Here is a 26309-nt window from a genome sequence, read left to right as displayed (position 1 = left end):
GCAATGAAGATTATATTGGAGCAGTTCGAAGGACCCTTTGAGCTGCTGTTTCACTTAATTGAAAAGAATCAAATGGATCTTTACGATATTTCGATTTCAACGATTACAGAGCAATATTTTTCTTATTTGGGTTCTATGAAGAAATTCAATCTCATCATTGCAAGTGAGTTTCTTGTCATGGCTTCTACTCTCGTGGAGATTAAGTCGAAAATGCTCTTGCCTCAGTATCAGGCATCCTTGCAGGCTGACGAGGTTGAGGATCCAAGAGACGAATTGGTTAAGCAACTCTTGGCCTACAAACAGGTTCAAGAGATTGCCAAATGGTTGGTACATAAAGAGTACGAGGCAGAGCCATTTATGGTTCGTGAAAAGGAATCAATTCCTGTCAACGAAGCACAATTGATGCTTGATGATGTTCGTAGCATGGATCTTCTGGGTGCTTTTCAACGGATTATGGATCGATTTGAGGGTTCTCAAGAATTGATAGAGAAGATTCCTCAGTTCAAAATGGAAGCAAAACAATATACGATACAAGACGGCATTCGATCGGTTCGAAGCCAATTAAAGAAATCGAAAGTGTCCTTTGAGGATTGCTTTCCGCCCGGCAAACCCGTGGCCTATTATATTTCAGTTTTTTTAGGGATTTTAGAATTATTAAAACAACAGGAAATCACTGTGGAAGCAGGAGACGATAAGGAACTATTCTTATCAAGGAATGAGGTGAGTGCATGAATCATTTACAAAACGCCATGGAATGCATTCTATTTGCCCATGGAGACCCAGTCAAAGGAGACGATTTGGCCAAGGTGCTACAAGTCGATCCAAGTCTAATTGAAAAAGAAATGGAAGAATTGATTGTGCAATATACGGATAAGGGGATCAATATCCGAAAAATTAGCGGGGGCTATCAATTCTGTACCAATAAACGATACTATGAAGCGGCAACACGATTGATTCAAGGGGAAAAACGGGCTCGCTTATCGACGGCTTGCTTGGAAACACTCTCAATCATCGCATATCGACAACCGATCACTCGGGCTGAAATTGAAGCAATTCGTGGAGTGCGGGCGGAGAGTAGTTTGCATACACTTTTGGAACGCGGAGTGATTTGTATTCGCGGAAGAAAGAATGCGCCGGGAAAACCGATGATTTATGGAACAACCGATGAGTTTTTAATTCACTTTGGTTTGAATCAAATCGAAGAATTGCCGAATTATCAATCTGCCAGAAAAGGGAAAAAATGATGAGATTGCAAAAATATATCGCTTCAGCGGGAGTTACTTCTCGTAGAAAAGCCGAACAATGGATTGCTGATGGTCGTGTAATCGTCAATGGTGAGATTGTAACGGAGATGGGAATCCAAGTGACTCCTGGGTCGGACCACGTGGTTGTCGACGGACGAGTGGTTATTTATAAAGAAGACTATGTCTATTATCTATTTTACAAACCCATTCATGTCATCTCTTCGGTTAGCGACCCCCATGGTCGCCGGGTAGTTACGGATTACTTGCCAAAGGAACCACGGGTTTATCCAGTAGGACGATTGGACTTTATGACTTCAGGTTTGCTTCTATTGACAAATGATGGAGAGTTTACCAATTATATGATTCATCCCCGCCACGAGGTAGACAAGACCTATCAGGTGTTGGTGGAAGGAAGAGCTTCTTCTGAAGAATTTGATCGCTTGAGAAAAGGGATTGAGTTAGAAGGTCAGAAGACCAAAGCGGCACTTGTTGACAACATTGTTCCAAAGGGGAACAACACACTTTTTGAAATAACGATCCAAGAAGGGCGCAATCGCCAAGTGCGCAGAATGTGCGACATGATTGATCATCCCGTGGTTGATTTGAAACGAATTCGAATGGGATCCCTTGTATTGGGAGCCCTAAAACCCGGAGAGTATCGCATGCTATCAAAACAAGAAATTGAATCCTTACGTGCAGGGAGGTAACGATGTTTTCAGTCGAGCAAGTGCGAAATCATATGAATATTCAAGAAATTGTCACTAAGAAATGGACGGATTGTAAGAAGTTTCAACCCAATTGGATGTGTTTTGCCATGTATAATGGAAATAAGGAAGTCCTTGGCATTGCCGCAGTTGAAAGTGTAGATTTAACCATTACGCTTCACCACTTTGACTTAGAACCACTGACGAATCAACCGGTGATGCGCGATTTTTTCTTTAAAGGCATACTAGGTGCCATGGCTGCTCGTGGTATGTTTTTTATGCAAGCAGCGGATTCTTGTGCCTTTTTAAGGAAAGAATTCCAATTTGAGTCAACTGTTCAGATTGAGAGTCTCTTGAAAGGATCTTGCCACCATGAAGCATGAGTTTAATTCCGCTATGGCATTTTCAAAATTCTATCTGCAACAAAATTATGATTTTGATGGAGAAATTGCGATAGATGCTACCGTTGGGAATGGATATGACACAGAATGGCTACTGCAAGCTGTTGGGGAGACAGGCCATGTACATGGGTTTGATATCCAACAGGAGGCTTTAAGAGCTACAAAGAAAAGGCTGGAAAGTTCAAAAAAAATGACCCTTCATCTAGATGGTCATGAGAATTTGTTGAAGTATGGATTTCAGGAGATCGCCTGTGTTTTATATAACCTTGGCTATTTACCTCGTGGTGACAAATCCATTTCGACACAAGGAAAAACCACCATTCAAAGCATTCATGCGGCCAGTGAGATTTTAAAGGTCGGTGGTGTGATTATGATTCTCGCTTATCCCGGTCATGAATCGGGATGCTTAGAATGCCAATGTGTTGAAACTCATTTAGGAACCTATGACCAGCGAAAATTTCAGACGTGGAAATTTACATTTTTAAATCAAAAAAATGATCCACCTGTCTTGTATGGCTTGGAAAAGAGGAGAACTTTATGATTCAAATAACAGAAACAATATTTCGGGACGCACATCAGTCATTAATTGCAACAAGAATGAGAACCAGTGAAATGGTTCCCATTGCAGCGGCCTTAGATCAGATTGGCTATCACGCCATGGAGGTATGGGGAGGAGCTACATTTGACGCAAGTCTGCGGTTCTTGAACGAAGATCCGTGGGAACGGTTGAGAATTTTAAGGGCTGCCATGCCCAATACAAAGTTGCAGATGCTCCTTAGGGGACAGAATCTATTGGGATATCGTCATTACCCTGACGATGTGGTCAGTGCATTTATTCATGCCTCTGTACGAAATGGAATTGATATTATTCGAATTTTTGACGCCTTAAATGATGCACGCAATATTCGATTGGCCATCCATGAAACTAAGGAAGCAGGCGCTCATGCGCAGGCGGCTATTTCTTATACAAAAAGTCCCGTCCATAATATTGGTTATTATGTAGAAAAATCAATAGAATATGTCAACCTAGGTGCCGATTCCATTTGTATCAAGGACATGTCGGGAATTCTATTGCCTTATGAAGCCTATGAGTTGGTTTCACGAATTAAGGAAGCTGTGGATGTACCCTTGGAGATGCATTCCCATTGCTCTACAGGAATGGCGAATCAAACGTACATGAAAGCTGCGGAAGCGGGTGTGGATATTCTAGATACGGCCTTATCGCCCTTTGCTAATGGGACCAGTCAGCCACCTACAGAGGTTGTGATTGCACAGTTTGCCAATACACCCTATGACTCTGGACTTGATATCAAACCACTCACTGAAATTGCGGAGTATTTTGAAGATTTGCGTGGCAAGTACGTCAGCGAGGGACTTTTGAATCCAAAGGTAATGCGGACCCATGTATCCACTTTGATCAATCAGGTACCAGGAGGGATGTATTCGAATCTTCTTTCACAATTGGGACAACAACATGCGCAGGATCGTTTGGAAGAGGTACTTAATGAAGTGCCCCATGTTCGAAAGGATCTTGGATATCCGCCTTTGGTGACACCCATGAGTCAAATGGTGACAACCCAAGCTGTCTTTAATGTATTGACGGGAGAACGCTACAAAATTGTACCCAAGGAAATTAAGAATTATGTTCGTGGTATGTATGGTCGTCCACCAGCTGAAATTTCAAAAGAAATTGTTCAGAAAATCATTGGAGATGAGGCTCAAATTTTGGTACGTCCAGCAGATTTGTTGAAACCGATGATGAAGCAGATCCCAAGTGAGATAAAAAAATATATGGAACAGGATGAGGATGAATTGACCTATCTACTTTTCCCTCAGGTCGCTTTGGAGTTTTTCCAAAAGCGGGAGACTGGGCTTTATAAAATTGATACGGATTTATGGCAAATGGATAATGAGGATGAAACCTATCCTGTTTAGGAAAAAAATAGTCCGAAAGGATTATTTTTTTTCATATTTATGATATATTATACAAAGGAAACAAAGGAGGCGATCGTATGCTATCAAATCGAATTCAAAAAATTCAACCATCTATGACCCTTGCGATTACTGCGAAGGCAAAGGCGATGAAGCAAGCTGGCGTCGATGTGATCAGTTTTGGCGCAGGAGAACCCGACTTTGCCACTCCAAGGTATATTCGTGATGTGGCCATTGAAAAAGTCGAGGAAGGCCACATTGGATACACTGCGGCTAGCGGTATTGTGGAACTAAAAACTGCAATTTGCAATAAACTGAAAGAAGACCAAGGCATTTCTTACCAAGAGAACCAAATTGTGGTCTCTACGGGAGCGAAACAAGCACTTTTTAACACTTTTCAAGCGATCTGCAATCCTGGCGATGAGGTTTTAGTCGGGGTGCCGTATTGGGTGAGCTATCCAGAACTGATCAAACTTTCTGATGGGGTTCCTATCTTTGTGAAAACAAAGAAAGAAAATCAGTACAAAATGACGGTTGCCGACTTGGAGGCAGCAAGAACGGATAAAACAAAGGCCCTACTTGTTAATTCGCCAAACAACCCAACCGGTGTTGTCTATGATCAGGAAGAATTACTGGCGATCGGAAGTTGGGCAGTGAAACATGATATCTGGGTGATTTCTGATGAAATCTATGAAAAATTGGTATATGGAGGCGTAGACCATATCAGTATTGCCAGCTTATCCAAGGAAATACAAGAAAAAACGATTATTATCAATGGCTTTTCAAAGGCATATGCAATGACTGGGTGGAGAATTGGGTATTCAGCGGCTCCGCTAGATTTAACAAAAGGAATGACGAGCCTACAGAGTCATGTCTCTTCAAATCCCAATACGATTTCTCAATACGCGGCATTGGCGGCTTTAGAGAAGGAGTCTGGCCAAGTGGAAGCTATGCGTGCTGTTTTTGAAAAGCGAAAAGAGTTGATGGTTAAAATTGTAAGTGAGATCCCTAATGTTCAATTTATCAAGCCCAAGGGTGCATTCTATGTCATGGTAGACTGTGCGTTTTATATAAGAAAATTCAACTTTGAATCAGCTTCTGAATTGGCGCAGACCATGCTTGAAGAAGCTTCTGTTGCGGTAATTCCTGGAGATGCATTCGGTATGAACACTTATATTCGATTGTCCTATGCAACGTCGGAAGCTTTAATCATAGAGGGGCTTGAGCGAATTCGCGCATATTTAACGAGATAGATTTTGAGGAGGAATAGAATGAGAGAGTACCAAAATCCACTGATCACCCGTTATGCCAGTAAAGAGATGTCATACATTTTCTCACCAGATTATAAATTTACAACCTGGAGAAAATTATGGGTCGCCTTGGCTGAATCGCAAAAAGAATTGGGATTGCCGATTACGGATGCGCAATTGGAAGAAATGAAGTCACAGGTCGAAAACATTGATTACGAGTTGGCGAAGATTAAAGAAAAAGAATTCCGCCATGATGTTATGGCGCATATTCATACATATGGGGAAGTTTGTCCCAGTGCCAAAGGGATTATTCATTGGGGTGCAACCAGTGCTTATGTAGGCGATAATACAGATGTGATTCAAATTCGTGCGGCATCTGATGAGATTGAGCGAAAACTCGTCAATTTAATCGAACGGGTTTCAAAGTTTGCCATGGCACATCGTTCACAACCGACCTTGGGATTCACGCATTTTCAACCAGCACAATTAACAACTGTGGGGAAGAGAGCAGGACTGTGGCTTCAGGATCTAGTCCTTGATTATGAAATGTTGATTGATTTGAAAAAAATGTACAGATTCCGCGGTGTAAAGGGGACAACAGGTACTCAGGCAAGCTATATGAAGCTTTTTGACAACGATGATGCGCAGGTTAAGGCATTGGAGGCAAAAGTAGCAGCTAAAATGGGCTTTGAGCAAACCTTTGGATTGACAGGGCAAACCTATACACGAAAACTGGATAGTTTTGCATTGAATGTTCTCGGTGGTATCGCACAATCTTTGCATAAAATGACCAATGATATTCGTTTGCTGCAGCATTTGAAGGAAGTGGAAGAACCATTTGGGAAAAATCAAATCGGTTCATCGGCAATGGCATACAAAAGAAACCCCATGCGATCGGAACGGATTGCGGCCTTAGCAAAATTTGTGATTTCAAATACCATGAATCCAGCTTTGGTGGAAGCGACCCAATGGTTTGAACGAACATTAGATGACTCAGCGAACAAACGTTTGGCTGTTGCGCAGGGATATTTGGCAACAGATTCGATTTTAGCGATCGGGATCAATATTTTTGACGGTTTGGTTGTTTATCCGCAGGTCATTCATAAACACATTATGGAGGAACTACCATTTATTGCAACGGAAAATATTTTAATGGAAGCTGTAAAAAAAGGCGGCGACCGTCAAGTGCTTCATGAAGAGATTCGAGTCTTGTCCATGGAAGCCGGCGCTGAAGTAAAAGTAAAAGGAAAGTCTAATGATTTGATGGAACGTATTATTGCAAACGATCATTTTGATCTGACAGCATCGGAACTGAATGATCTATTGGATCCGAAGAAATATACAGGTCGATCAGCGCAACAAGTTGAAGAATATGTGGAAACCGTTGTTCAACCGATTTTGGACGCTTACCAGGATCAATTAAATGTTCATGTGGAGCTTTCTATCTAAAAATTCCTAAAATTCATATAAATAACGCTAAAAACGGCAAATATCTTCGGATATTTGCTTTTTTTGTGTATTTTTGGTATAATAAAGTCGCAAAATAAGTATTTTGCGACTAACCATAAAAAACGAGCAAAATGCATGAAAAATGGAGGCACATATGGATCCTTATCTAATTACAGACTTTTTGGATTACTTGTCAACGATTCGCGGTAAGTCGCCAAATACCGTTCGTGAGTATCGTTATGATCTTAGACGCTTTGTTAAATATATGATTCTCCGCAAAGAACATTTACAATCCTTGGACGATGTCAGCGAAAAACGCTATTTAGCATACGACGCCAAGGATCTAAAACAAGTTACCCTCCAAGACCTCTTCTCCTATATTGGATTTTTGGAGCGTGAATGCGGCAATGGCAGCAGAACCCGTTCCAGAAAAGTAGCCAGTATCCGCGCTCTTTTTAAGTACTATCATCAAATTGTGAATGTACTTACTGAAAATCCAGCAGAACGCTTAGAGTCTCCAAAGAACAGTATGCGCCATCCACAGTTTTTAACCCTTGATGAATCCATCGGGCTACTTGAACATATTCAGGGTGAAAATGCAAAACGGGATTATGCGATCATTATGTTGTTTTTAAATTGTGGTATGCGGATCTCAGAATTGGTAGGCATTGATATAGACAGGATTAAAGAAGATACCCTCACCGTAATTGGCAAGGGCAATAAAGAAAGAACGATCTATTTAAATGAGGCGTGTATAGCGGCAATTGGTGCTTATTTAGCGGTGCGTCCCCCATCTCAAAAGGATAAAAACGCACTATTCTTAAGCAAGCGAAAAGAGCGAATTAGTGTCCGTGCCGTTCAACATCTTTTGAAGCGGCATCTTTTGGCTGCGGGATTAGATCCCAAAAAATACTCTCCCCATAAGCTTCGCCATACAGCTGCCACCTTGATGTATCAACATGGTCATGTTGATATTCGTGCGCTTCAGCAAATTTTGGGACATGAAAGTGTTGCCACAACACAGATCTATACTCATATCGATGACGATCGATTGCGTCAAGCCCTGAATACACATCCCCTTAGTCAACTAAAGAAAGGCATCCCGGAAGATAAATAACCTGATGAATTTGTAATTTTGAGGCATCTCTTAACTCGTTGTACGCCATGATTTGAAGAATGAGATCTTGTCGGCCGAGGCTTCCTGAATAATTTGCTGTCAATTTCCATAGGCTATCGCCGGACTGAATCTTGTACGGCACCTTACTTTCGTAAAGTTCAGAAGGATCCGAATTGACTTTGGGATCTTCCATTTCCGTCATGGCATTGTTTTCTTGGAAATTTGTTTCATTTCCTAAAGCGAATACCAGGGTTAGGCCTGATAAAACGATTGCTACTGCAAGTAGTACGATCATCCAATTCATCCATTTTTTCATCTTTAAGCACCTCCGAACGCTTGTTCTAGATTCATTATAAAAGAACGCGCGTTCGATGTCAAGGTCTTTTCGAACAAATGTTTGTAAAATGGCTGTAGTTCTGATATAATCAGGCTATAAGAAATGAGAAAGGAGATGAATAAGGTGTATGAAGATCTAAGTAACAAGCAATTAAACATTTTAAATTATATCAAACAGAGCTTAATGGATCGTGGTTATCCCCCGGCGGTGCGCGAAATTTGTACGGCTGTTGGACTAAAATCCCCCTCTACTGTACATGCTCATCTTTCTTCCCTGGAAAAAAAGGGATATATTCGTAAAGACCCGACGAAACCAAGAGCGATTGAAATTCTTGATCGAGATGATTTTTCTTTTGCAACCAAACGGGAGGTTATTAATGTTCCGGTCGTTGGAAAAGTAACAGCAGGCGCTCCAATTCTAGCCATTGAAAACGTGGAAGACAGCTTCCCTGTTCCCGCAGATTTTATTGGTAACAAGCAGTGTTTTATGCTGACGGTTCGTGGCGACAGCATGATTGATGCGGGAATTCACGACGGTGATTATATATTGGTTAGTCAACAAAAAACAGCCAATGACGGTGAGATCATTGTTGCTCTTTTAGATGATGAAGCGACAGTGAAACGTTTCTTTAAGGAAAAAGACCGGATTCGTCTTCAACCGGAAAACGACCTATATCAACCCATTTACAGCAGCGATGCTCTTGTGATCGGAAAGGTTGTTGGGGTATTTCGTCAGCTTCATTAAGACGAATTGTCCATGTGGAGAAACAACGGTGACAAAATGGAATAAAATAAAAAAGAAGTTCCTATATGGAACTTCTTTTTTCATGCTTGTTTTTATTATTTTGAGGCTTCCCCCATCTTGTCGGACGCAGCCTTATTGTCGATAATAAGCAATCATCTCTGCGACAGCATAGAGGGTTTGGGTGAAAATCAAGCCGCCCTGTACATAAACCGCAAAAGGCTCACGCATGGGCGCGTCGGCGCTGAGTTCGATTGAAGCACCCTGCACAAAAGTTCCTGCAGCCATAATAACGGGGTCTGCATAGCCCGGCATTTCCCAAGGAATCGGACGCACAAAAGAATCGACTGGTGAACATTTTTGGATGGTTTGGCAGAAAACCTCCACATTCTTTTGATTGTTTAAAAGGATGGTTTGCACGATGTCGCCGCGATTCATTTTCGTATTCGGATAGGTTTCATAACCCAAATCTTCAAAGACAGATGCAAAAAGAAGAGCGCTTTTCAAAGCGTTACAAACGACTTGAGGCGCAAAAAATAAACCTTGAAGAATGGAACGAGATTGACCAAAGGTTAAACCGCACTCCTTCCCCACCCCAGGAGCCGTTAAAAAATTGGCGATGCGATTAATCAAGACTTCGCTTCCTGCTACATAACCGCCTGACAGGGCGAGTCCACCTCCGGGATTCTTAATTAAAGATCCAACAGCGAGATCGGCGCCAATTTCAATCGGTTCTATCGTTTCAACAAATTCACCGTAACAGTTGTCGACCATGACAATCAAATCGGATCGGATCTCTTTAACGGCTGCAATTGCGGCCGACATTTCCTCCATGCGGATAGCTGGTCGAACAGAATAGCCGGTGGAACGTTGAATCATAACGACCTTGGTCGTATCAGATATAAAGTTTGCCAGTTTGGAAATTTGGATTTGTCCTTGCTGAGAAAGCGGCAGTTCACGAAATCCAATGCCAAATTCAGAAAGATTCCCTGGCTCATCTCCACTGATTCCCAATACCTTTAAAAGGGTGTCATAAGGAGTTCCTGTAATGGAGACAACCTCGTCCCCGGGCAGTAGCAATCCTCTAAGGGTTAATGCCAAGGCGTGGGTGCCTGAAGCGATGGTTGGACGTACCAAGGCTGCTTGAGCACGAAAGAGCTTGGCATAAATTTCTTCTACCTTTTCGCGACCGATGTCATCATAGCCATAACCGGTATTCCATTGAAAATGAGCACTCTCTAATCGAGATTCACGAAAGATATCTAGAATTTTTTTTTCGTTTTGGATTTGAATGGATTCCAGTTCAGAAAATTGTGGCAAGATCCTGCGATAGGAGTGATCCAAAAATTGTTTGTCCTCTGATGAGCAAGAGAATGATGAAAATAGTGAATCGGACTGTTGAGTATCTGTCATGCTACGCCTCCTCGGTGTCTTCTGTTTCGCAATTGATCACGGTTTGATAAGCCTCATGAACGGCTTTGAATAGCTTTTTGGGGTCGCAATCATAGTCCTCCCAATAAAACCATTGGATATTGGCTTCCTTTCGAAACCATGTCAATTGACGCTTCGCATATCGCCTTGATTTTTGCTTAATCACTTCAATTGCTTCATCTAATGGCATTTCTCCCTCAATCACCTTCAGGAGTTCTGGATATCCAATGGCTTGAAAGGCTTGGGCGGATTTTGGAACGCCCTGATCAATCAAACTTTGGATTTCTTCGATCCATCCAGCTTTAATCATGAGATCAACGCGATCATTGATTCGCTTGTAGAGGGATGATCGATCACGAAAGTTGATGCCAATCAAAATCGAGGAAAACTCTTCCCTTGGTTTTCTAAAGGAATTTGTCTTTCGCTTTTCTTGGTCGTTTAAAATTTCTAACGCACGAATGACCCGCTTTCGATTATGGGGGTGAATTTGATCTTTAGCCTCTGGATCCTGAGCAAGTAACTGGTCATATAAGACTTTTGTTTCTTTGCTTTCGAGCTCTTGTCTCAGGGCATCATTCTTATTCGTCTGTGAAAAATCAAGCTGATAAAGAAGGGATTGCATATAGAGGCCGGTTCCCCCAACGACAATGGGGGTTTTGCCTCGTCCCTGAATGTCTTCGATCAAGCCTAGCGCATCGTCTTGATATTCTGCAACGGAATAAGTGCCGGTGGCTTCTATCATATCCAAGAGATGGTGCGGGATTTCGGCTTGTTCTTCCTTGCTTGCCTTGGCGGTTCCAATGGTGAAGCCTTGATAAATCTGCATGGAGTCAGAGGACAAAATCTCGCCCTGATATCGACGTGCCAATTCAATGGAGAGGCTCGTTTTCCCAGCTGCTGTGGGTCCCACAACAAAGAGTACCTTTGAATTAAGTATAGTTTGCATTATGTTCTTCTCCCAAATTTCTTTTCAAGTTCAGCTTGTGTCAGGCGGATCATGGTTGGTCGTCCATGGGGACAATGAAAGGGATCTTCGCATTTTTGAAGGTCCTTGAATAAAGCATCGATCTCTTCTTTAGTTAGGGGATCACCCGCTTTTACCGCAGCCTTACAGGCGGATTGCGCGATGGCATCCTCTTCTTGGGATGATAAAACCCGTTCGCTCAAGCGACTAATTTCATCTAAAAGGCGAATGAAAAAACGTTCAGGATCCGTTTGTGATAGCTCTAGGGGAACGCTTCTCAAAACCATGGTTGCATCCCCTAGACTTTCGATTTCTATGCCGTATTGGGCAAAGCGGGCTTTGTATCGTTCCGCCAGTTCCCGTTCGGTTTGATTTAAAGAGATAGCACGCGGCTGTAAAAGTAGTTGTTGACTCTTTTGGCTATGATCCCATGCATGGGAACGAAGTTTTTCGTATAGGATTCGTTCGTGGGCCGCATGCTGATCGATTAGATATAAAGCCTCTGGAAAGGCTGATTTAGCTAGCAAATAGGTTCCAAAAATTTCTGAGACATATAGACTTGGATAAGCAAAGGGAGCTAGGAATTTTGCTGGTAAAGGTGGCTGAAAAGCATATTCGTTCCGATAAGGAACGTTATCTTTCGTAAGTTCCAAATCAGCACTAGGAGTAAGTGGTTCATCTGATTCAGAAAGATTGAGTTGAGTTGATTCTGCTTCATCCAGCGCATATCGATGGATCCATTGTGATAGCACTTCGGTAGAATCCTCTGAATTTTTTAGTTGAACGGGTTCTTTTTTTTCTGCCGATTTCTCATTTTCTTTAAATGCCCAGGTCTTTGGTTGCAGATGCGCATAAAGAGCGGACTTGAGCAGGCTTGTCATTTGCTCCTGTACCTCTTTCTCCCCTTGAAATCGAACTTCCAGTTTGGTGGGATGCACATTTACGTCAATTCGACTCGGATCCATTTCAACGGAAAGAATGGCAATGGGGAACCTTCCCTTCATCAAATAGGGTTTAAAGGCTTCCTCCAGGGCGAAACGGAATATACGGCTCGCTACAAATCGATGATTCAAAAAAAAGTATTGATGATTTCTACTGCCTCTTGAAGCGTTGGGATCCGATAGAAATCCTGACACTCTTATACCGGAATTTTCTGCATCGATGGGAAATAATTGCTCAAAATAGTGGACACCTTGCAGATCCAAGAGAATATCTTCGACCTTGCCGTTTCCAGAGCTATAGAAAATTTGTTGCCCCTCCCGGATACATTCAAAGGAAATAAATGGGAAACTGAGGGCAGTACGTTTGACGATATCATAGATGCGTGCAGACTCTACTTGAGTTGATTTCAAAAATTTGCTTCGCACAGGCGTGTTAAAGAAGAGATCTTCAACAACGATTTGCGTGCCTTGATTGCTTCCCGTCGGATGGAAATCCAATTGTTTGCCTCCACGAAAGTGAATATAATGCCCCTCTTCTTCCTCTTCCCCCTTGGAGAAAAGTTGAACCGAAGCGACAGCAGCAATACTGGCCAAGGCTTCTCCGCGAAAGCCCAAGGAAGTGATGGCGTAAAGGTCCTTGGCCTGCGAAATTTTGCTGGTGGTATGTCGCAAAAAGATCTTCGAAAAATCTTCCTTATAAATCCCCTTTCCATTGTCGGAAACGCGGATTCTTTTTTTACCGCCTTCTTGAAAATCTACAACAATTTGTGTGGAACCCGCATCAATGGCATTTTCCACGAGCTCTTTTACGATGGAAGCGGGGCGTTCAATGACTTCTCCCGCGGCAATTTGGTTAATCGTATTGGCATCTAACAGATTTATTACACTACGATTTGCATTCATATTGCACCTCATATCTCTATATATTACATTTCGCAATTAATTCATCGAGTAAAACCAAAGCTTCGATGGGTCGAATCTGATTGGTGTCCAGATTTTTTAAGGCCTCAATGATCTCTAGATGGTGGGGATTTGTTTGTATCTCCGCACTAGGACTGGGTAACTTCATTTCCATTTGGAGGGCACGATCCTGTCGAGTCAAATCACTTTCCTCCAGCGCCTGAAGAATAGACTTGGCGCGTTGGATGATTGGATTGGGAACCCCAGCCAGTTTGGCTACTTCGATGCCATAGCTTTTGTCTGCACTACCACGGGAAATTTTACGCGTAAAATAGATCTGATCCCCCTCTTCTTTTACGGAGATCTTATAGTTTTTTACACCATCCACCTTTTCTTCCAACTCGCTGAGTTCGTGGTAATGGGTGGCGAAGAGGGTTTTCGCTCCGCAGCGATTTTTATTGGAAAGATATTCTACCACTGCCCAGGCGATGCTCAATCCATCGTAGGTGCTTGTGCCTCGGCCAATTTCATCAAGAATCACAAGACTTTGATCAGTTGCATGGCTGAGGATATTGGCAACTTCATTCATTTCAACCATAAAGGTACTTTGACCTTGTGCCAGATCATCGGAGGCACCAATCCTTGTAAAGATCTGATCCACAAGGGGAATTTCAGCTTTGTCCGCTGGGACATAGGAGCCCATTTGGGCCATTAGCGTAATGAGAGCCACCTGTCTCATATAGGTGGATTTTCCAGCCATATTGGGGCCTGTAAGGATCAACATGCGATGATCGTCTTGGTTGAGCAAGGTGTGATTGGCGATAAAATCCGTTTTACCGATCATCTTTTCGATCACAGGATGGCGTCCGTTTTGGATGGTAAGGTCACCGGACTCCTTAATTTTCGGTTGCACATATTGTCCCTCTCGAGCTACGGTAGCCAAGGAAATAACGGTATCGAGTTGTGCAACTTGAGATGCGGTGTCTTGAATGCGTGGAATGGCCTTTGATAATTCCTCTTGTAGGGTTTTGATTAAGACTTGTTCCAAGCGCAGGGCGCGTTCTTCCGCCCCTAGGATTTGATCCTCCATCTGTTTTAATTCTGGCGTAATATATCGTTCTGCATTAACAAGGGTTTGCTTTCGATGATAATCCAAAGGGACGTTGACGATTTGAGATTTACTTACCTCAATATAGTAACCGAACACTTTATTGAACTTTACTTTTAATGTTTTAATGCCGGTTCGTTCCCGTTCCTGGCTCTCAAATTGAATGAGCCAAGCCTGGCTGTTGTTAACGAGACCACGAATTTCATCCAGTTCAGGAGAATATCCCTGGCGGATGACTCCGCCTTCTTTTACAAGGAAGGGTGGATCGTCAGAGATTGCAGATTCAATTAGGGTCCAGAGATCCGAAAGATCGTCTAGATTCGCCCCTAGGGCCAATAGATGCTTTTCAGGGTGTCTGAGCAAGAGCTCTTTGATCTGCGGCAAGGGTGCAAAGGATCGCCTGAGAGATGCGAAATCCTTAGGACTAAAGCTCCCATATCCGAGCTTGCCCAGCAGCCGTTCATAATCATAGACATCTTTGAGGGAATCCTTAAGTTGAAGCATGTGGCTATAATTGGAAAGCAATCCATGAATCATTGTTTGCCGTATCTTGATTTTCTCTACGTCAAGAAGAGGCTGTTCGATCCATTGCTTCAGCAATCGAGCGCCCATGGCGGTTTTGGTTCGATTCAAGACCCAGAACAGGCTGCCCTTTGTGGACCCGTCTCGTAGGGTTTCTGTCAATTCTAGATTTCTTCGGGTTGTCGCATCTAAGCGCAACAAGTGCTGAAGACGATAGAATGAGACCGGTTTAAGATGGGAGAGATTGACCTTTTGCGTTTCGTAAAGATAATCCAAGAGCATGGCTGAAGATTTGATGGCCAAAGGTTCCTGAACCTCTTCTTTTCCACGCGTCAAAAGCTCGGGTTTTTTTTCGAATATTTTTAAGGCTTCTGTTTCAACCAGTTCAACCCACGGTGTCAAACGCAGTGTGGGCATGTATTGAGTTAGTTTTTCTGTAATGGGACCAGCAGCCTTATTTTCATTGGAAATCAAAAGTTCAACAGGACGATACTTATAGATCTCCGCTAACAAGGCGTGGTGATCCGCATCGTCGATAAAAGAGGTGCGTGTCGCATACCATTCACCGGTCGTAATGTCTACAGCGGAGAGTCCAACACCTTCCAAGCCAATGTGCATGGCACAGAGAAATTGATTGGATTCGCTGACCCAAAGTTTCTCATCGTTGAGGGTTCCAGGGGTGATGATTCTAACCACTTCCCGATTAACAAGGGTTTTTCCCTTTTGTGGCAATTCGGTTTGCTCACAGATGGCAACCCGATAGCCCTTTTTAATCAATCGTACAACGTAGCCTTGGGCGGAATGGAAGGGTACGCCACACATGGGTGCTTTTTCCTTGTTGCCGCAGGACCTTGCAGTTAAGGCTATTTCGAGCTCCTTTGAAGCGAGTATGGCGTCCTCGTAAAACATCTCATAAAAATCACCCATACGGAAAAACAAAATCTCATTCGGGTGTTTTTCCTTAATTGAAAAATATTGTTCCATCATTGGTGTCAGTTTTTTCATCCAATCACTCCACTTCTCCGAATAAAATAAAGGTTTGTGCTCGCTTAACCTTGACCCTTACTATGCTGCCGATCAGGTCGGGGTCTCCTGGAAAATGAATCAGTTTGCTGCCCTCTGTTCTTCCGTTGAGAATTGAGGCATCGTTTTTACTGACGCCTTCAACTAAGACGGTCAGGCTTGAACCAACCAAGGCTTCATTTTTTCGTAAAAAGATGGGATTCACGGTTTCCATTAATCGGTCAAAACGATGGTGTTTAACATCATCCGGAACCTGATTGGGATCCATCGCAGCAGGGGTGCCCTCTCTGGGAGAATAGAGATAGGAAAAGGCAAAATCATATTCAGCTTCTTCGACCATGGCCAAGGTATCTTGGAAATCCTCTTCGGTCTCTCCTGGGAATCCGACAATCAAGTCAGTTGAGATGGTCAGGTCAGGAATCGTTGCCTTTGCGTAGTTCAGCATTTTCAAATACGACTCTTTGGTGTATTTTCGATTCATTTTTTCTAAGACACGATTGCTACCTGCCTGTATGGGCAGATGCAATTGATTACAGATTGTGGGATGTTTTGCCATCACATCGATTAGATGGGTTGAAATATCCTTGGGATGGCTAGTCATAAAGCGAATGCGCTTTATGCCATCAACGGCTACAATCTCTTCCAAAAGATCAGAAAAAACAATGCTTGAATCTAAATCGTTTCCGTAGGAATTGACGTTTTGACCCAGCAGGGTAATTTCTTGATAGCCTGCGTGAGCCATTGCCTCTACTTCTGCAAGGATTTCATCCTTGGATCGGCTTTGTTCTCGTCCCCTTGTATAAGGGACGACGCAATAGGAACAGAAATTGTTGCATCCGTACATAATATTGACAAATCCTTTAAAATCAAAGAGTCGTCTTGAGGGAAGATTTTGATAGGTTTTGACTCCGTCCTCCAATACATGGATTTGTCGCTTATTGCGGCGATAGCTTTCCAGTAATAGCATCGGCAGTTCATGAATATTGTGGGTGCCAAATACTAAATCGACATGGGGATAGCTCTTTTTTAATTTTGCTACGATGTGTTCTTTTTGAGCCATGCAACCACACAAAGCGATTCGCATTTTGGGATTTTTCTTTTTTAAGGCCTTCAGTTGACCTAGATTTCCAAAAACTTTCATTTCTGCATTTTCCCGAATCAAACAAGTGTTATATACGATTAAATCGGCTTCCTCTTCTTGAGTAACGCGCCTGTATCCGCATTCTTCAACGACGCCAGCCATAATTTCTGAATCACGTTCATTCATCTGGCAACCCCAGGTTTTGATGATATATGTTAAACCCTGTTCCCGATAGTTTTCTCGGATCCATTGATTTAATACTGTGATGCCAAGTTCACCCGTCTGAGTGCTTGATTCTTTTGACAGTTCTATAATTTCTTCCATTTTGCCCTCCGTTTATAAATCACTTCATTATATCAAATCCCTCCTGCCACTTCCAGAGAATCCAGAGGCGGTTTGCCTGGATATTGATAAGAATTAACAAATTGTTGTCAATTCCTTAATATCTTATTTCAAATTGTTAAGTTCTTTCGGTATAATAAAGGTAGAGAGGTGACGGCCATGTTTAGTGAACGATTAAAGTCTTTACGTAGAGCATCAAAAATGAAGCAATCTGAATTGGCGCAAAAATTATCTTTATCCCAACAAACCATTAGTCTGTACGAAGCAAACAAACGCCATCCTGATTTGGAGACCCTGGTCCGCTTGGCTGATGAATTTCGTGTGTCAACAGATTATCTATTGGGACGTACCGAGCATCGCAATATTTTAAGCAAAGAGTTTATCCACTCTTCCAATCTAGAGGAACTTTTTCAAGTATTGATGGAGATTCCAGGCATGCAATTGGACGGTCACGAAATTGCTCCGATTGATCGCTTGTTGATCAATGAATCTCTTCGCTCCTCCCTTAGGCTTTCTCGATCCATTAGGAAGGAGCACTAAGATGCCAGAAGCAATACAATTTCCCCAAAGACTTCGTCTGTTAAGAGTAGAAAAGCATTGGACACCAGAAGAATTTGCTAGAATGCTTGACAGTCACAGGAGTACAATAGTAAGGTATGAAAAAGGAGACCGATTTCCAAATTTTCAAACCCTGATTCAAATGGCTTCTCTATTTTCTATATCCACCGATTATCTATTGGGGATTACGGATCGAAGACGAACGGAAGAAGTTGATGCACGGCTACCTAGCGAAGTGCAAATGCGCCTGCGGGAAGGCAAGCTAGAAGATGATGGGCACTTCCCTCTTTTTGAGTTGGATCGGAAGGGCGATTTGCTTTTCATCAGGCTTGAAAGTCGCGAGTATATGCCCAATTACGCTTCTGGGGACATCTGGGTGATCAAAATGGATGCTCAACCAGAAAATGGAGATCAAGTATTAGTGAGAAGAAACGAGAAAATGGAAATGAGGACCTTTTATCAACGCTCCAATGGGATCATTCTTTTGGGCCTTGCATCCTATGCGCCGCCAGAATGGGTGTCGCAATGGGATACAAAGTCTGTTGTTGGGGTGCTAACCCATGTTATTCATTCTATGAAACACATCTAAGGAGGCGAAATGGACGTATCAAAGCGCATTAAAAAAATGTCGGAATCACCAATTCGTAAATTGATTCCAGTTAGCGATCAAGTAAAAAAAGAAGGCGTACATGTATATCATCTCAATATTGGGCAACCGGATATTGAAACCCCGAAAGCCTTTTATCAGGCTATCGCCAACTATAAGCAGCCGGTGCTAAAATATGCGGATTCTCGAGGGATTCTTCCCTTGCGTCAAGCCTATCAGGCCTATTATGACCGGGCTGGGTTTGCCTTTTCAACGGATGAGATTTTGGTGACAAATGGTGGCAGTGAAGCCTTGTTGTTTGCATTGATGACTCTTTGCGATCCTGGTGATCAAGTATTGGTTCCAGAGCCATTTTACACAAATTATAACGCTTTTGCCCTTGCGGGAGATATTGAGATCATTCCGATTCCCACAAACTGGGACACAGGCTTTTCTCTGCCGGATAAGGCGACCATTGAGGCTTTGATTACTCCAAAAACCCGGGCGATTCTAGTTTCCAATCCTGGAAATCCGACGGGAAAAGTTTTACATGATGAAGAAATGAGACTTTTGGTGGATCTGCTTGTGGAACATGAAATCTTTTTGATTGCAGATGAGGTTTATCGTGAGTTTGTTTATGGTGGATCGTGGAGATCATTTGCTGAGTTTGATGAACTCAAGGAAAATTTGATCGTGGTTGACAGCGTATCGAAGCGCTACAGCGCGTGTGGCGCCCGCATTGGCGTTTTGGCATCAAAGAACGCATTGTTCATCAAAGAAACCTTGAAGCTCTGCCAGGGGCGACTATGCGTTCCCACCTTAGAACAGATTGGTGCTGTAGAGTTGCTTGCACGCACAGATAATACCCTCCCCGCTATGGTTGAAGAGTATCAAGTAAGGCGCGATGTGATGACAGAAAGCCTGAAGAAAATTCCTGGTGTGAAATTTCATTGCCCGGAAGGTGCTTTTTACATGATTATCGAATTACCGGTTTCTGATGCAGAGGATTTTGTGCGTTGGATGTTAGGTGAATTTCAGGATCAGGGTGAAACTTTGATGGTGTCGCCGGCAAAGGATTTTTACAAGACACCAGGCCGAGGCTTGTCTGAAGTGCGAATTTCCTATGTACTTAAGAAAGAAGACTTGATTCGGTCCATGGAAATTTTACAGTTGGCTTTGAAAGCCTATCAAGAAAAATAGAGAAAACAAAATAGAGCCAATAAAAAAAGATCATCCAATAGGATGATCTTTTTTTATTGTGTTTTTTAGTTGTCTAGATCCAAATCTTTGAACAAGTCGCCGATTGTGATTTCAGAATCATCGCCTGAGGTGTAAGACTCAAACTTTTCTTCTTTTCTCTTAGGCGCGCGCTTGCGCTTTGGCTTGGAGTCTTGAGCTGGACGCTCAGGACGCTCTGGGCGTTCTGGCTTTTCCAAAGTTTCTTTGATGCTCAAGCTAATTCTGTGGTTTTCAGAATCGACGCTCAATACCTTCACATTCACCATTTGTGCAATTTCCAAAACATCGGAAACCTTGTTGATTCGTTCGTAGGCGATTTGAGAGATATGAACCAATCCATCAACACCTTGAGTCAACTCGATAAATGCGCCGAAGTCAGTGAATCGGGCAACTTTACCTTCATACACTTGGCCAACCACGTATTTTTCTTCGATGTTGTCCCATGGATGAGGGATCAATTGCTTGTAGCCCAAAGAAATACGGTTTGTTTCACGGTTGAAATCAAGAACGATTGTTTCCACGTCGTCGCCAACAGTGAGAACTTCTTTCGGATGCTTGATTTTGCCCCATGACAAGTCAGAAATATGGATCAGGCCGTCAACGCCGCCCAATTCAACGAAAACACCAAATGGCATAATCTTCTTAACTTTACCGACAATCTTTTGCTCTTTTTCAAGGGTTGCCCAGAATGCGTCAGCTTTCGCTTTCATAATAACCTCTTCGATTACTTTGTGCGAAAGGATGATGCGGTTTTTGCGAGGGTTCAACTCAATGATTTTTGCTTCGATTTCTTGGTTCAGGTATTGCGCTAAATCTTTGACGTAGCTTACAGAAAGTTGAGAAGCTGGCATATATGCACGCAAGCCTTCAATGTACGCTACCAGTCCGCCTTTATTTACTTCGTCGATGGTTACCATAACTGATTGATCAGCGTCTTGGAATTCTTTTACCTTTTTCCAAGCTGCTTTTTGTGCGAGACGTCGAGTTGATAGGACAACATTGCCCTCTCCGTCGTTCATGTTAACAACAACGGCTTCAATCTCATCACCCACATTAAACTGCTCTGCTAAGAGAACATCTTTTTTGAAAGAAAGTTCGTTTTTCGGAATAAGTGCGTCTGATTTGTACCCGATATTAACGAGAACACCCTCTTCTGATACAGAAAGGATTGATCCGGTTACGATTGCACGGGTATAAATTTTTTGCATTTCCTTTTCCATTTCTTCCATCATTTCTTGCATTGTTTGTTCATTTCCTTGTTGATTCAAAGTCTTAAGAACCTCCTTAGTTATCCAGTCAGGAGTCGAAGCCCCTGCTGTTATACCTATTGTATGATATTTCGATAAATCTTGAAAGGGAATTTCTTGTGCTGTTTCGATATGAAACACCACAGGACAGTATAACCCCCCAATTTCTACCAACTTTTTCGTATTCGAACTGTTTTTGCCACCGATGACAAGTAGTGCATCAACGGTTTTGGCTAGTTCGATACAAGCATTTTGTCTCTTCTCAGTCGCTGCGCAAATGGTACGATGAATCTGTAGCGGATCAAATCGACTCTTTAACTTTTTTAGAATCGAATTGAATCGAGTGAGTGAGAATGTGGTCTGCGCAACAACACATGGGTGATCAAGATCAGGCAATTCATCGATCTGTTCTTCCTGATCGATAATAAATCCTTGATTTTCGCACCAGCCATTGATACCAATGACCTCTTTGTGTTGGGCGTCTCCTATAATAATCACGGGTTGACCCTGCTTGTGACAGGTCTGCACGTGCTGGTGAATCTTTTTTACAAATGGACAGGTCGCATCAATTACGTCCAAACCGGAATCTATGAACTGTTGATACTCGGCATGTGAAATGCCATGGGAACGAATGATCACGCGCTCATAAGAGTCGAGTATTTCGTTTAAGGATTCGATCCTTTCAATTCCTTTTGATTGAAGGTCTTTAATGACCTGTTCATTGTGAATCAGGGGACCATAGGTGCAAACGGACTTCCCTGCTCCGGTTTCAGCATCAGCCAATTCCATGGAGCGTTTTACACCAAAACAAAATCCATAAGTGGTTGCGAATTTTATCTTCAATGGTTTATGCCCTTTCCTTGTTTGGCCGTAACCAGAAACAGGATGTGTTCTACAACTTCTTCGATCTTCATGCTCGACGTGTCAACCTCAATAGCATCATCTGCTTTTTTGAGGGGAGCCATTTCGCGCTGGCTGTCAATTCGATCCCGCGTTTCAATATTAGAGACAATCTCTTCAAAAGAAACAGCATTTCCCTTTTCTTGCATTTCCAAAAATCGTCTTTTTGCACGTACCTCTACATCGGCTGTTAAAAAGATTTTTAGTTCTGCATTCGGAAAAACATAAGTGCCGATATCTCGTCCATCAACCAAGATGTTTTGATTGATTGCCATGGCACGTTGTAGATCAACCAAAAAAAGTCGAACTTCAGGAATAGCAGAATAAGCGGAAACCGATTGACTGACTTCGATGCTTCGGATTTCTTGGGACACGTCTTCCCCATCCAAAAAGATTTTTTCACCATCCAGTTGAATTTCGGTTTTTAAATCGATAAGCTTTTGAGAAACCTGGTCAGGTTGTAAACCTAAGCGCAAGCACTTGAGGGTTACACCACGATACATGGCACCCGTGTCGATGTATTGAAAATTAAGTTGGCGAGCGACTCGCTTTGAAATTGTGCTCTTTCCGGCGCCAGCCGGACCGTCTATAGCAATAATCATGATGTCCACCAAATCCTTCTATTTCACATTCCCATCAATTATATACTACTTTCGAACTGGGGACAACCATGAAACAAAAAAAATAAAGCCTTTTGGCTTTATTTTATTTGTTGCCTTGGCTATAGGTGTGGATGGAATCCCACATTTCTTCCAATTCTGTAAAACGTTCCGTTAATTCATCTCTTCTTTCGTTACCGATGGCAACGATTAAAGCATTGATCAAACTCATAGGTGCAACCAAGGAGTCGACAATGGAAAACATATTCCCTTGGGCAATCAATGGATAATGGGCAACCGAACAAATCGGTGACTCTGCACTATCAGTGATTCCAACAATTTTAATTCCCTTCTTTCGAATAAATTCCAGGGTTTCAATCGTTTTATAAGAATACCTTGGATAAGAGATGGTGATGACCAAATCATCTTCCGAAATATGCAAAAGGCTCTCAATGGGTTCATTGTATTCGGTATCGACAATATAGACACCAGGTCGAACGAGTTTTAAATAAAAAACAAAATATTCCGCTAGAAGCTTGGAGCTTCGCATGCCCATAATAAATACATGCTTGGCTTTGTGAATTTCTTGAACCACTTGCTGAAAAATTTCTGGATTCAGTTCGGTCAAACTGTTTCGAATGTTTTGAATATCGGATTCCAAAACTTTCTTCAAGATTTTACTTTGGCTTTCGTGATCCGTCATCTTCATTCTTTGTACGGTTGTTAATTTATTCTTAATCAATTGCTGCAAAGCTTTTTGTAGCTTGGGATAGCCGGAAAAATTCAAGGCTTTTGCAAATCGAACGACAGTAGACTCACTGGTGCCAACTTCTTTGCCAAGATCGGCAGCAGTCATAAATGCAACCCTTTCGCTATTGTTGGTAATATAGTCTGCAATTTTTCGATGGCCCTTGCTTAAAGAGTCATAGCTTAGGTTGATTTGTCGTATTAGGTCGATTCGATCCTTCATGGTTTCACCCCGCGAATTTTAATGCCAATTCCTTACCTGCATCAAAGGCTGCTTCATTGAGAGCAAGTGCCTCTTTGGGAACACGATTTTGAATGGCTTGTTTGAGTGCTTCGTCGCTAACGTAATGGCAGATGGCGTTCATGGCTGTAATGGACACAATATTGGCGACGATGATTCGTCCCACTTGTTCTTTTGCCGTAACCAATAGAGGAAGGCGCACAATGTGGATGTCGGATCTGTCAATTTCTTTTACCGTCTCATCTACAATCAGTATACCATTTGTTTTGATAGAATGTAAATATTTGTCACATGCGGTTTGACTCAAGGAAAGAAGACAATCGCATTTGTGAAATTTTGGAAAATCAATTTCATCGTCCGAGATGATCACTTCCGCCTTACTGGCACCGCCTCTCGCTTCTGGCCCATAAGACTGAGACTGAGTGACTTCTTTTCCGTCTAGCATGGCTGCTTCAGCAAGAATAATTCCGCCTAAGATCAATCCTTGTCCTCCGGTTCCGCTTAATCGAATCTCCTGTTCTTTCATTTTGATTCCTCCCTTCCTTGTACCAAGTCAATAATCTTTTGATACGATTCTGTATATTCTGGAGCTGTACGATTCATAAATTCTCCGGTTACAACATGTTCTGCCTGTTCCTCAGGAGACAAGGCATCAAATTTTGATTGAGATACAGCACGATATTTTAAGAAATTCATCATATCGACGGCCGTGCCTTTCTTGTTCTTGCGTCCATAATAAGTTGGGCAAGAAGAAATGGCTTCTACCAGGGAAAATCCTTTTTTTTGTAAGGCTTTTTCAACCATTTGCGACAATTGTTTGGGATGGAAGACGGTAGAACGAGCCACGTAGGTAGCGCCTGCCGCTTGGGCAAGGTTGCAAATGTCGAAAGGCTGATCGATATTGCCGTATGGCGCCGTTGTTCCTTTGTCATGGAATGGCGTTGTTGGCGAGTATTGTCCCCCGGTCATCCCATAAGTATTGTTATTGAAAACAACGGTTGTGATGTCGATATTTCTTCTGGCCGCATGAATCAAGTGATTGCCGCCGATGGCACTGGTGTCACCATCTCCTGTGAGAACGATCACATGAAGATGAGGCTTTGCTAACTTGATGCCTGTCGCAAAGGCCAAGGCACGGCCATGGGTGGTGTGCAGGGTGTTAAAGTCTAAATAACCCGGTGCTCTGGAGGAACATCCAATTCCTGAAACGATACAGGTATTATTTTTGTCCCAGCCCAGTCTATCGATCGCTTCCATTACTGCTCGGGTTGCAATGCCGTGGCCGCAGCCTGGACACCAAATATGCGGCAGGCGATCTTCTCGGAAGTATTTTGTTACGAGTTCGCTTGACATGTCAGCACCTCCAGAATCTTTTCATAGACTTCTTCAGGATTGATCAATTCACCTGCTCCATTGCCTAAAAAGTGAATCTCAGATTTGCTTTTGACGATCCGTTCCACTTCTTGCACGTATTGTCCTTCGTTCATTTCTACCACCAAAACTGCTTTCGCTTTTTTAGCGGCTTCTCGAATGGCTAGCTCTGGAGATGGCCACAAGCTGATGACACGAAATTCTCCAACGGACTTGCCTTCTTTTCGGGCTTTTCTAGCGGCTTTTCTAGCGGAACGATAGGTGGATCCATAGGAAAGAATCATCAAATCGACTTCTTTTTCCATCTCAACCTCTTCATACATGGCCAGGTTGTCCCCTAGTTCCAATTTTTGATGAAGTCGTTTTAATTGTGCCCTTGCATTATCCGTTGAATTGGTTGGAAAACCAGTTTCATCATGATAGAGGCCGGTTATATGATAGCGGTATCCTTCCCCAAAAGGCATCAATGCCGGCGTTAGGCTTTGATCGGGACGATACGCATAGTAGTCATCCGCTTGTCCTTCAAACCGTCTACGATTGATTTGGGGCAATTGACTTAGCTCCTTGATATTCACTTTTTCTCGCATATGTCCAACAACCTCGTCCATCAATAAAATTACCGGTGTCATATATTGTTCGGCAAGATTAAAGGCTTGAACCGTTAGTGAAAAGGTTTCAGAAACGGATGAGGGTGTCAGTACGATCATGGGATGATCGCCGTGGGTTCCCCAGCGAGCTTGCATGACATCGCCTTGAGCTGGAGAGGTGGGCAAGCCCGTACTGGGTCCACACCGCTGTACATTGACAATAACGCAGGGGATCTCTGCCATGGCTGCATATCCCAAATTTTCTTGTTTTAAAGAAAAGCCTGGTCCGCTGGTAGCAGTCATCGTTTTTTCTCCTGCGATGGAGGCACCGATGGCAGCAGCCATACTGGCTAGTTCATCTTCCATTTGTATAAACTTACCACCGAATTTGGGAAGGTGAAGTGCTGACAACTCAGCGATCTCCGTTGAAGGTGTAATCGGGTAGCCTGCAAAAAAACGCATCCCTGCATGCAAGGCACCGGCTACACAAGCTTCATTGCCCTGCATTAATTTTGTTTCTGTCTCCATCTAGTCCTCCTCCAAATAGATCGCATAGTCAGGGCATCGTTGTTCACATAGCCCGCAGCGAATGCAAAGTTCTTCGTCTGTAATGGAAACCTTTTCCTCTACTATGGATAAAACGTCCTTCGGGCAAAATGCGACACAAATGCCACAGCCCTTACACCATGACGGATTGATTCTTAAATGAACATTCTTGCTGGCCATGTGTACCCTCCTCTGTTTTGT

The 26309-nt window shown here is 42.8% G+C and carries 26 protein-coding genes; 13 read left to right on the top strand and 13 right to left on the bottom strand.

Going from position 1 to position 26309, the window contains the following annotated elements; all coding sequences use genetic code 11:
- Nucleotides 1-3: 3 nt before the first annotated feature.
- The 9 genes from AC25CA_RS08980 to AC25CA_RS08940 all read left to right on the top strand — a co-directional run bounded on the left by AC25CA_RS08980 (nucleotide 4) and on the right by AC25CA_RS08940 (nucleotide 8097).
- A complete protein-coding gene (locus AC25CA_RS08980; protein WP_486813515.1) occupies nucleotides 4-732 on the top strand; it encodes a segregation and condensation protein A in 729 nt (242 codons plus the stop codon).
- A complete protein-coding gene (gene scpB, locus AC25CA_RS08975) occupies nucleotides 729-1244 on the top strand; it encodes an SMC-Scp complex subunit ScpB (protein ID WP_486813514.1) in 516 nt (171 codons plus the stop codon). Before AC25CA_RS08980 ends, scpB begins: the two co-directional genes overlap by 4 nt.
- A complete protein-coding gene (locus AC25CA_RS08970; protein WP_486813513.1) occupies nucleotides 1241-1951 on the top strand; it encodes a pseudouridine synthase in 711 nt (236 codons plus the stop codon). Before scpB ends, AC25CA_RS08970 begins: the two co-directional genes overlap by 4 nt.
- Before the next feature lie 2 nt (nucleotides 1952-1953).
- Nucleotides 1954-2331 (top strand): hypothetical protein, encoded by a 378-nt coding sequence (locus AC25CA_RS08965; RefSeq protein WP_486813512.1) that lies wholly within the window; start codon nucleotides 1954-1956, stop codon nucleotides 2329-2331.
- The gene (mnmM, locus tag AC25CA_RS08960) at nucleotides 2321-2890 is read left to right on the top strand and encodes a tRNA 5-(aminomethyl)-2-thiouridylate-methyltransferase MnmM (protein WP_486813511.1); all 570 of its coding nucleotides are present in this window, start codon (nucleotides 2321-2323) and stop codon (nucleotides 2888-2890) included. Before AC25CA_RS08965 ends, mnmM begins: the two co-directional genes overlap by 11 nt.
- The gene (locus tag AC25CA_RS08955) at nucleotides 2887-4284 is read left to right on the top strand and encodes an oxaloacetate decarboxylase subunit alpha (protein WP_486813510.1); all 1398 of its coding nucleotides are present in this window, start codon (nucleotides 2887-2889) and stop codon (nucleotides 4282-4284) included. Before mnmM ends, AC25CA_RS08955 begins: the two co-directional genes overlap by 4 nt.
- Before the next feature lie 77 nt (nucleotides 4285-4361).
- Nucleotides 4362-5534 (top strand): pyridoxal phosphate-dependent aminotransferase, encoded by a 1173-nt coding sequence (locus tag AC25CA_RS08950; protein WP_486813509.1) that lies wholly within the window; start codon nucleotides 4362-4364, stop codon nucleotides 5532-5534.
- Nucleotides 5535-5552: 18 nt separating this feature from the next.
- The gene (purB, locus tag AC25CA_RS08945; protein ID WP_486813508.1) at nucleotides 5553-6980 is read left to right on the top strand and encodes an adenylosuccinate lyase; all 1428 of its coding nucleotides are present in this window, start codon (nucleotides 5553-5555) and stop codon (nucleotides 6978-6980) included.
- Nucleotides 6981-7134: 154 nt separating this feature from the next.
- Complete coding sequence (locus tag AC25CA_RS08940; RefSeq protein ID WP_486813507.1) at nucleotides 7135-8097, top strand: tyrosine recombinase XerC; 963 nt, start codon at nucleotides 7135-7137, stop codon at nucleotides 8095-8097.
- Here the strand turns inward: AC25CA_RS08940 and AC25CA_RS08935 are convergent.
- Nucleotides 8060-8413 (bottom strand): LysM peptidoglycan-binding domain-containing protein, encoded by a 354-nt coding sequence (locus AC25CA_RS08935; protein ID WP_486813506.1) that lies wholly within the window; start codon nucleotides 8411-8413, stop codon nucleotides 8060-8062. The two genes, AC25CA_RS08940 and AC25CA_RS08935, sit on opposite strands and share 38 nt — an antisense overlap.
- Nucleotides 8414-8548: 135 nt before the next feature.
- On the opposite strand from AC25CA_RS08935, the gene lexA reads away from it, so the two are divergent.
- Complete coding sequence (gene lexA / locus AC25CA_RS08930; RefSeq protein ID WP_486813505.1) at nucleotides 8549-9178, top strand: transcriptional repressor LexA; 630 nt, start codon at nucleotides 8549-8551, stop codon at nucleotides 9176-9178.
- 132 nt (nucleotides 9179-9310) lie between these two features.
- On the opposite strand, the gene AC25CA_RS08925 is transcribed toward lexA, so the two are convergent.
- The 5 genes from AC25CA_RS08925 to miaB are packed head-to-tail and all read right to left on the bottom strand — an operon-like array spanning nucleotide 9311 to nucleotide 17469.
- On the bottom strand, nucleotides 9311-10588 hold the full coding sequence (locus AC25CA_RS08925) for a methionine gamma-lyase family protein (RefSeq protein ID WP_486813504.1): 1278 nt from the start codon (nucleotides 10586-10588) through the stop codon (nucleotides 9311-9313).
- A gap of 1 nt (nucleotide 10589) precedes the next feature.
- Entirely contained in the window at nucleotides 10590-11552 is a 963-nt protein-coding gene (miaA, locus tag AC25CA_RS08920) for a tRNA (adenosine(37)-N6)-dimethylallyltransferase MiaA (protein ID WP_486813503.1), read from the bottom strand.
- Nucleotides 11552-13414: a DNA mismatch repair endonuclease MutL gene (gene mutL / locus AC25CA_RS08915; protein WP_486813502.1), complete on the bottom strand. Its 1863-nt coding sequence runs from the start codon at nucleotides 13412-13414 to the stop codon at nucleotides 11552-11554. The genes miaA and mutL overlap by 1 nt, the downstream gene beginning before the upstream one ends.
- 16 nt (nucleotides 13415-13430) lie before the next feature.
- A complete protein-coding gene (gene mutS, locus AC25CA_RS08910) occupies nucleotides 13431-16046 on the bottom strand; it encodes a DNA mismatch repair protein MutS (protein WP_486813501.1) in 2616 nt (871 codons plus the stop codon).
- 4 nt (nucleotides 16047-16050) lie between these two features.
- Entirely contained in the window at nucleotides 16051-17469 is a 1419-nt protein-coding gene (miaB, locus tag AC25CA_RS08905) for a tRNA (N6-isopentenyl adenosine(37)-C2)-methylthiotransferase MiaB (RefSeq protein ID WP_486813500.1), read from the bottom strand.
- A 177-nt stretch (nucleotides 17470-17646) separates the two neighbouring features.
- Between miaB and AC25CA_RS08900 the strand changes: the two genes are divergently transcribed.
- From AC25CA_RS08900 to AC25CA_RS08890, 3 genes are read left to right on the top strand one after another with little or no spacing between them, the layout of a single operon-like run.
- Complete coding sequence (locus AC25CA_RS08900; RefSeq protein ID WP_486813499.1) at nucleotides 17647-18027, top strand: helix-turn-helix domain-containing protein; 381 nt, start codon at nucleotides 17647-17649, stop codon at nucleotides 18025-18027.
- A 1-nt stretch (nucleotide 18028) separates the two neighbouring features.
- Nucleotides 18029-18634 (top strand): helix-turn-helix domain-containing protein, encoded by a 606-nt coding sequence (locus AC25CA_RS08895; protein ID WP_486813498.1) that lies wholly within the window; start codon nucleotides 18029-18031, stop codon nucleotides 18632-18634.
- Between the two features lie 9 nt (nucleotides 18635-18643).
- Nucleotides 18644-19831 (top strand): pyridoxal phosphate-dependent aminotransferase, encoded by a 1188-nt coding sequence (locus AC25CA_RS08890; protein WP_486813497.1) that lies wholly within the window; start codon nucleotides 18644-18646, stop codon nucleotides 19829-19831.
- A gap of 65 nt (nucleotides 19832-19896) precedes the next feature.
- Here the strand turns inward: AC25CA_RS08890 and AC25CA_RS08885 are convergent, their stop codons facing one another.
- The 7 genes from AC25CA_RS08885 to AC25CA_RS08855 form a co-directional block, all read right to left on the bottom strand.
- Nucleotides 19897-21960 carry a bifunctional 4-hydroxy-3-methylbut-2-enyl diphosphate reductase/30S ribosomal protein S1 gene (locus AC25CA_RS08885; protein ID WP_486813496.1) on the bottom strand — a complete coding sequence of 688 codons (2064 nt, stop codon included), beginning with the start codon at nucleotides 21958-21960 and terminating at the stop codon, nucleotides 19897-19899.
- Nucleotides 21957-22619 carry a (d)CMP kinase gene (gene cmk, locus AC25CA_RS08880; RefSeq protein ID WP_486813495.1) on the bottom strand — a complete coding sequence of 221 codons (663 nt, stop codon included), beginning with the start codon at nucleotides 22617-22619 and terminating at the stop codon, nucleotides 21957-21959. The genes AC25CA_RS08885 and cmk overlap by 4 nt, the downstream gene beginning before the upstream one ends.
- Before the next feature lie 103 nt (nucleotides 22620-22722).
- Nucleotides 22723-23586 (bottom strand): MurR/RpiR family transcriptional regulator, encoded by an 864-nt coding sequence (locus AC25CA_RS08875; RefSeq protein ID WP_486813494.1) that lies wholly within the window; start codon nucleotides 23584-23586, stop codon nucleotides 22723-22725.
- Nucleotides 23587-23590: 4 nt separating this feature from the next.
- The gene (locus AC25CA_RS08870; protein WP_486813493.1) at nucleotides 23591-24130 is read right to left on the bottom strand and encodes a 2-oxoacid:acceptor oxidoreductase family protein; all 540 of its coding nucleotides are present in this window, start codon (nucleotides 24128-24130) and stop codon (nucleotides 23591-23593) included.
- On the bottom strand, nucleotides 24127-24957 hold the full coding sequence (locus AC25CA_RS08865) for a 2-oxoacid:ferredoxin oxidoreductase subunit beta (protein WP_486813492.1): 831 nt from the start codon (nucleotides 24955-24957) through the stop codon (nucleotides 24127-24129). The genes AC25CA_RS08870 and AC25CA_RS08865 overlap by 4 nt, the downstream gene beginning before the upstream one ends.
- Nucleotides 24939-26090 carry a 2-oxoacid:acceptor oxidoreductase subunit alpha gene (locus AC25CA_RS08860; RefSeq protein ID WP_486813491.1) on the bottom strand — a complete coding sequence of 384 codons (1152 nt, stop codon included), beginning with the start codon at nucleotides 26088-26090 and terminating at the stop codon, nucleotides 24939-24941. The genes AC25CA_RS08865 and AC25CA_RS08860 overlap by 19 nt, the downstream gene beginning before the upstream one ends.
- Nucleotides 26091-26288, bottom strand: a complete 198-nt coding sequence (locus AC25CA_RS08855) for a ferredoxin family protein (RefSeq protein WP_486813490.1) — start codon at nucleotides 26286-26288, stop codon at nucleotides 26091-26093.
- Nucleotides 26289-26309 lie beyond the last annotated feature (21 nt).

The organism is Gottschalkiaceae bacterium SANA (assembly GCA_036323355.1).
Taxonomy (GTDB): domain Bacteria; phylum Bacillota; class Clostridia; order Tissierellales; family GPF-1; genus GPF-1.
This window is presented reverse-complemented; position numbering and strand designations above follow the sequence as displayed.

Coding starts and splice junctions, on each gene's coding strand:
- mnmM (WP_486813511.1), top strand. CDS start 2,321: ATGAAGCATGAGTTTAATTCCGCTATGGCATTTTCAAAATTCTATCTG.
- AC25CA_RS08895 (WP_486813498.1), top strand. CDS start 18,029: ATGCCAGAAGCAATACAATTTCCCCAAAGACTTCGTCTGTTAAGAGTA.
- miaA (WP_486813503.1), bottom strand. CDS start 11,552: ATGCAAACTATACTTAATTCAAAGGTACTCTTTGTTGTGGGACCCACA.
- lexA (WP_486813505.1), top strand. CDS start 8,549: ATGAATAAGGTGTATGAAGATCTAAGTAACAAGCAATTAAACATTTTA.
- AC25CA_RS08900 (WP_486813499.1), top strand. CDS start 17,647: ATGTTTAGTGAACGATTAAAGTCTTTACGTAGAGCATCAAAAATGAAG.
- AC25CA_RS08970 (WP_486813513.1), top strand. CDS start 1,241: ATGATGAGATTGCAAAAATATATCGCTTCAGCGGGAGTTACTTCTCGT.
- AC25CA_RS08950 (WP_486813509.1), top strand. CDS start 4,362: ATGCTATCAAATCGAATTCAAAAAATTCAACCATCTATGACCCTTGCG.
- AC25CA_RS08875 (WP_486813494.1), bottom strand. CDS start 23,586: ATGAAGGATCGAATCGACCTAATACGACAAATCAACCTAAGCTATGAC.
- cmk (WP_486813495.1), bottom strand. CDS start 22,619: ATGATTATTGCTATAGACGGTCCGGCTGGCGCCGGAAAGAGCACAATT.
- AC25CA_RS08940 (WP_486813507.1), top strand. CDS start 7,135: ATGGATCCTTATCTAATTACAGACTTTTTGGATTACTTGTCAACGATT.
- AC25CA_RS08935 (WP_486813506.1), bottom strand. CDS start 8,413: ATGAAAAAATGGATGAATTGGATGATCGTACTACTTGCAGTAGCAATC.
- AC25CA_RS08965 (WP_486813512.1), top strand. CDS start 1,954: ATGTTTTCAGTCGAGCAAGTGCGAAATCATATGAATATTCAAGAAATT.
- purB (WP_486813508.1), top strand. CDS start 5,553: ATGAGAGAGTACCAAAATCCACTGATCACCCGTTATGCCAGTAAAGAG.
- AC25CA_RS08865 (WP_486813492.1), bottom strand. CDS start 24,957: ATGTCAAGCGAACTCGTAACAAAATACTTCCGAGAAGATCGCCTGCCG.
- miaB (WP_486813500.1), bottom strand. CDS start 17,469: ATGGAAGAAATTATAGAACTGTCAAAAGAATCAAGCACTCAGACGGGT.
- mutS (WP_486813501.1), bottom strand. CDS start 16,046: ATGAAAAAACTGACACCAATGATGGAACAATATTTTTCAATTAAGGAA.
- AC25CA_RS08855 (WP_486813490.1), bottom strand. CDS start 26,288: ATGGCCAGCAAGAATGTTCATTTAAGAATCAATCCGTCATGGTGTAAG.
- AC25CA_RS08980 (WP_486813515.1), top strand. CDS start 4: ATGAAGATTATATTGGAGCAGTTCGAAGGACCCTTTGAGCTGCTGTTT.
- scpB (WP_486813514.1), top strand. CDS start 729: ATGAATCATTTACAAAACGCCATGGAATGCATTCTATTTGCCCATGGA.
- AC25CA_RS08955 (WP_486813510.1), top strand. CDS start 2,887: ATGATTCAAATAACAGAAACAATATTTCGGGACGCACATCAGTCATTA.
- AC25CA_RS08925 (WP_486813504.1), bottom strand. CDS start 10,588: ATGACAGATACTCAACAGTCCGATTCACTATTTTCATCATTCTCTTGC.
- AC25CA_RS08860 (WP_486813491.1), bottom strand. CDS start 26,090: ATGGAGACAGAAACAAAATTAATGCAGGGCAATGAAGCTTGTGTAGCC.
- AC25CA_RS08870 (WP_486813493.1), bottom strand. CDS start 24,130: ATGAAAGAACAGGAGATTCGATTAAGCGGAACCGGAGGACAAGGATTG.
- mutL (WP_486813502.1), bottom strand. CDS start 13,414: ATGAATGCAAATCGTAGTGTAATAAATCTGTTAGATGCCAATACGATT.
- AC25CA_RS08890 (WP_486813497.1), top strand. CDS start 18,644: ATGGACGTATCAAAGCGCATTAAAAAAATGTCGGAATCACCAATTCGT.